The following is a 4,452-nucleotide window of genomic DNA, read 5'->3' as shown; positions in this document are numbered from 1 at the left end:
AGATTGGCAAATTGGGGTGGAGAGTAAGGTGAGTTAGAAAAGGATGTNCTTATTTGAAGTTTTCCTGAAGAAGAAATGTACTTTGGTGAATCAGCAAACTGGTTAATATCTTGAGGAAAAAAGACAGAAAGTGATTTGAAAAACTAGAAAAACACTTTCCCAGAAAGAGAAGAAATCCCAAAAATTTCTNAAAGAAATACATTTTGAAGAATTTGAACATCCTCAAGCTGCTCGATATAATTAAAAAGCTATTAATAAAAAATTGAGATGTNNGGAAATAAAAGAAGTTGAACTGATTGAAACTTACTCGAAAAAAAAGGGAAAGATTTATAAAATGATTAGTCTGATCATCAAAAAAGATGAAGAGATAAGTAGAAAGACTAAAGAAGCAGGAAAATTTATTTTAGCAACTAACTTAGTAGAGGAAAATAAATTAGAAGCTAGTGAAATTCTGATAACTTATAAAAACCAGCAATCTACGGAAAGAGGATTTCGATTTTTGAAAGATCCCTTATTTTTTACTGATAGTTTCTTCGTTGAAAAACCAGAAAGAATAGAAACAATGTTATTTTTAATGTCTTTGTGTTTGTTGATTTATAACTTGGGGCAAAGAGAATTAAGAAATTGTTTAAAAAGAGTCAAAAAAGGAATAAATAATCAAGTAGGGAAAGTAACATTGCGTCCGACTTTGAGGTGGATATTTCAATGTTTTCAAGGTATTCATTATGTGATTTTAAACGGAGTTAAACAAATTGTCAATTTAACAGAAGAAAGGCGTTTTATATTGAGTTTATTACCTGCATCTTGTCAAAGATATTATCTATAAATTGAATTGGATAAAGCAAAAATAATAAAAGAATAAGAGTCTAATGATATCAAATGAGAAGAGGAAACTCTCCTTCGTTTGTGCTGAGTCTTGCTAAGTTTTCAATGAGTATAAATCTTCTTGATTTGATTATTTTTCCTAAAAATTTAATGAAAAGAGAAATATTCTTGCCCAGGTATGATTTTCGGACTTTTTAAAACTATGTATTTTTTTATACTACATTTTGAAGTGCGGAATCTGGGTTTGAAGAATATGCTAACGGTGGATTAGAACAACTTCAAGAAGATTTAAAAGGAATTGTTGACTACTCGGAACACTTACTATTATTATTAAACTTAGAAAGATTTCCTAAAAATGATTCGGAAGAAGAATTTGATCTAACTCGATTTCTCTAAGCAAGAAAAAATAATAATGAATATAAAGGAAAAAAAAAAACAACTAAGAACAGAAATTATAACAAAAAGAGCTAGTCTATCAGCAACAGACTGGCAAGAAAAAAGCAAAAAAATATGTAAAAATTTAGAGAATCATTTATTGTTCCAAGAAGCAAAAACTATTTTAGCTTACTTTTCCATCCGTCAAGAACCAGATCTAACTACTCTATTTTCAACTAACCATAATTGGGGGTTTCCTCGCTGCGTAAATAAGTCTTTAATTTGGCATTCTTGGCAACCCAAAGAACCCTTATTAACGGGTAAATATGGCATTTTAGAACCTTCACCAAACGCACCAGTTATCAAACCTGAAAACGTTGATTTAATCTTGATCCCTGCCGTTGCTTGTGATTATAATGGATACCGATTAGGCTATGGTGGAGGGTTCTACGATCGCCTCTTAAATTCTCCTCAATGGCATTCTATTCCTACCATTGGTATTATCTTTGAATTTGCCCTTTTCTCTCAACTTCCTTATGAACACTGGGACCAAAAATTAAAGGCAATTTGTACAGACAAAGATGTTTTGAGCATATATACTTAGGGTTTGCTGAAAAAGTTTCTCCAAAATTTATGCCACTTTTGACCAAGAATTTTCTGACAAATCAATAAGTTTTAGTACATAAAAATTGTTCAAAGTATAATCAAAATTAATGAAAGGCGGTTTGATGAGTTCCCCTGTTCTATTATTAGTAAATAAGGACAAAAAAAGCGACAAAAACTGCCTCAGAAGTTTAGAAAGATTGACAACTAAAAATGTAATAGCAATAGATGTAATGGAGGTTTCAGGGAGTTTTGTCATCACGAGATTTAGGCTAAATCTTCGTTTAGCTTGTCCAAACTTTCCCTCAATAGCATTACGGAAGCATTCATCGGAGTGGGCTTGTTTCTTTTCTTCTTCACTGACATTTTTCGGAGGTCTTCCTAACTTCGGACCACTGATTCTTATCCCTCTTTCCTTACACCAATTTCTGTTTTCCCTAGTTCGATAAATTTTATCTACATGGACGGATTCGGGATAATAGCCAAACGTTTCTTTATACTTTTCTACTTGTTCTTTTAAATGACAAGATTCATTGAAGTTTTCCAAACTTATTTTGTCTAGAAACACATAGTTATCTACACAGCTTACTGAGAGTTTAGCTCCAAACTCTATTGGTTTTCCTGCTTTTCCCCTCACTATTGGACGAATATGCGGTTGAGTTAAACTTACAATTCTTTGAGGAACACTCTGGGTCTTATTCTCCCACATTGACTGTTGTTGTTCATAAACTTTTTTGATAGTCTCTAGACAATTTTTCTGTCTTTTACTCAGATTTTCCAGGGAAGCCCCAGCTTGAATTAAGTCTTCTATATTTCCTAAATTTTTCTTAAGGTATTTTAACTGTTTCCCGATAGCTTTTCTTCTTTCTTGATAAGATACTTTTCGTTTTTTAGCTACTTTTAAGTATTCCTTTCTAGCAATTTTTCTAGAAGTTCTCGGCTTTTTTCTCAATTTTACTCTTAATGGTTTATAAAGATTATCTATTATTCTTTCTGTCTCAATTCTGGCTTGATTTAATATGCCTAAATCCGTTGGGTATTTGATGTCTGCTGGCGCACAAGTCGCATCTAAAATTAGTTTACCTTTATTTTTTATTTTTTCTCCTTTTTCTTGGAGACAATCCTTTTTTTTTACTTCTTTATCACTCTTGTCTATTTCTCTTTTTACTATTTTTTTATTGATTTTGTTTATCAATTCTCCATCAATTCTTTTCCTAAAATGAACTAGCATTGAAGATTCCAGTGGTGGCTCTTGTTGATAACAATTTAAACCTATAAAGTATTGTAGATAGGGATTTTCTCTAATCTGTTCTATAGTTTCTCTATCACTTGTTCCTAATTTTTCCTTAATAATTAATGTCCCTAATGCCATTCTAAATAGTTTGGCTGGCGCACCTTTTTCTGCTGAAAAAAGTTTAGCATATTCTTCCTCAAAATCATCCCAAGGTATCAACTCTGCCATGATTACCCAACGATTATTGGGGGACAATTTGCCCTCGAAAGGTAATTCAAATTTTTCTGGGGGCGGTAAAGGTTGCTCCTCTTTTCGATACATTTGTTCTTGACCAACAACTGGGAGGTGTTTCTACCAATTATAGCGGTTTGTAGCCGACAAAGCTGATCTTTTTTGCGATCGCGAATATGGGTGTAACCTTTTAAAGAATAGGGTTTTGCTTTTATTCAGCAAACCCTAAATAATAAAAATTGGTTTATTTTGGATAGTTACATCTAAAATAAATCATCTTCCACTGGTTATTTTATGTTAAGATAAAATAGGGGAATTAAGCCGTCTTATCTATTATGGACATGGCTTGTAACCCTTTTTTATAATTGTTGAGTTTCTGGGGATTATTGCTCATCATAATTGAAATAAAATCAGAGCAAAATTCCCAAGCGTGAATCCAAAGAGAGCCATAAAGTCCTATCCAAAAATTACTATGTCTTCGGTCACGTCTTGATTTTTCAGTTAGACGAGCAATATATTTTCCTTGATTGGTTTGTCGAAATGTTTTGCCTTTTAAAGAAGTAGCAGTGTAAGCGATCGCTATTAATAAAATCAAGGAATTTAGTCGTTTATTATTGGCTTTACTTCCCTCCAAATTATAACCCCCTGTCTTACAATCCTTGAACATAGCTTCAATACCTGCCCTGGCTCGATAGACTTTCAAGACCTCTGATAAACTGTCTAAGTTGGTAAGAATAAACAAAGGCTCTTTTTCCTGTTTGCCCTTGTATTTTCTTTTCCAATATGCTCCCACATTAAAGTTTCCAAACCCTTTATTTTTAGTGACTGAAACCCCAGTTAAAACATCTTCATCCCAGGTTTCATTCCTAACTGCGAAAAAGTTTGATAATCTTCATCATCTTTTTTCTGGTTTGTACCTTGTTTCTGACGAAAAGCGAAGAATAACTTTTGTTTTTTACTTTTTTGTTTCAACCAATAGGCTAATTTAACACTGTGGAATTCTCGGTCTCCAAGAATGACTAACTCATAGTTTTTTAGAAGACAAAGAACAGGTTGAATTAATGCCTGTTGTTCAGATAATCTGCTGGCTCCTCTTTTCCCTAAAAGTGTCCAATAGATGGGTAAAGCCAGCTTTTTCCAGATAACAGCAACCATGAAAACATTTTATCTTCCATGGGTACCAC

Annotated in this window: 4 protein-coding genes and 2 pseudogenes; 3 read left to right on the top strand and 3 right to left on the bottom strand. The window is 32.8% G+C overall.

Annotated features, from left to right (window positions below; all coding sequences use genetic code 11):
* Positions 1-139 precede the first annotated feature (139 nt).
* The 3 genes and pseudogenes from CWATDRAFT_RS29960 to CWATDRAFT_RS29955 all read left to right on the top strand — a co-directional run.
* Positions 140-826 (top strand): annotated as a pseudogene (locus CWATDRAFT_RS29960) (IS1634 family transposase); the annotation flags it as partial.
* Positions 827-1,068: 242 nt separating this feature from the next.
* A pseudogene (locus CWATDRAFT_RS40805) lies at positions 1,069-1,221 on the top strand (DNA phosphorothioation-associated protein 4); the annotation flags it as partial.
* A 16-nt stretch (positions 1,222-1,237) separates the two neighbouring features.
* Positions 1,238-1,804 (top strand): 5-formyltetrahydrofolate cyclo-ligase, encoded by a 567-nt coding sequence (locus CWATDRAFT_RS29955; RefSeq protein ID WP_007308476.1) that lies wholly within the window; start codon positions 1,238-1,240, stop codon positions 1,802-1,804.
* A gap of 27 nt (positions 1,805-1,831) precedes the next feature.
* Here CWATDRAFT_RS29955 and CWATDRAFT_RS29950 read toward each other — a convergent pair whose 3' ends face one another.
* From CWATDRAFT_RS29950 to CWATDRAFT_RS40795, 3 genes are all read right to left on the bottom strand, one after another.
* Complete coding sequence (locus CWATDRAFT_RS29950) at positions 1,832-3,358, bottom strand: IS5-like element ISCwa2 family transposase (RefSeq protein ID WP_007308475.1); 1,527 nt, start codon at positions 3,356-3,358, stop codon at positions 1,832-1,834.
* Between the two features lie 226 nt (positions 3,359-3,584).
* Complete coding sequence (locus tag CWATDRAFT_RS40800; protein WP_007308474.1) at positions 3,585-4,061, bottom strand: hypothetical protein; 477 nt, start codon at positions 4,059-4,061, stop codon at positions 3,585-3,587.
* 44 nt (positions 4,062-4,105) lie between these two features.
* Positions 4,106-4,423, bottom strand: a complete 318-nt coding sequence (locus CWATDRAFT_RS40795; protein WP_007308473.1) for a hypothetical protein — start codon at positions 4,421-4,423, stop codon at positions 4,106-4,108.
* Positions 4,424-4,452: the final 29 nt, after the last annotated feature.

Origin of the sequence: Crocosphaera watsonii WH 8501 (assembly GCF_000167195.1) — a bacterium.
In the GTDB taxonomy this organism is placed as follows: Bacteria; Cyanobacteriota; Cyanobacteriia; order Cyanobacteriales; family Microcystaceae; genus Crocosphaera; species Crocosphaera watsonii.
The sequence above is the reverse complement of the archived record's forward strand: the minus strand, read 5'-3'. Positions and strand labels throughout refer to the sequence as shown.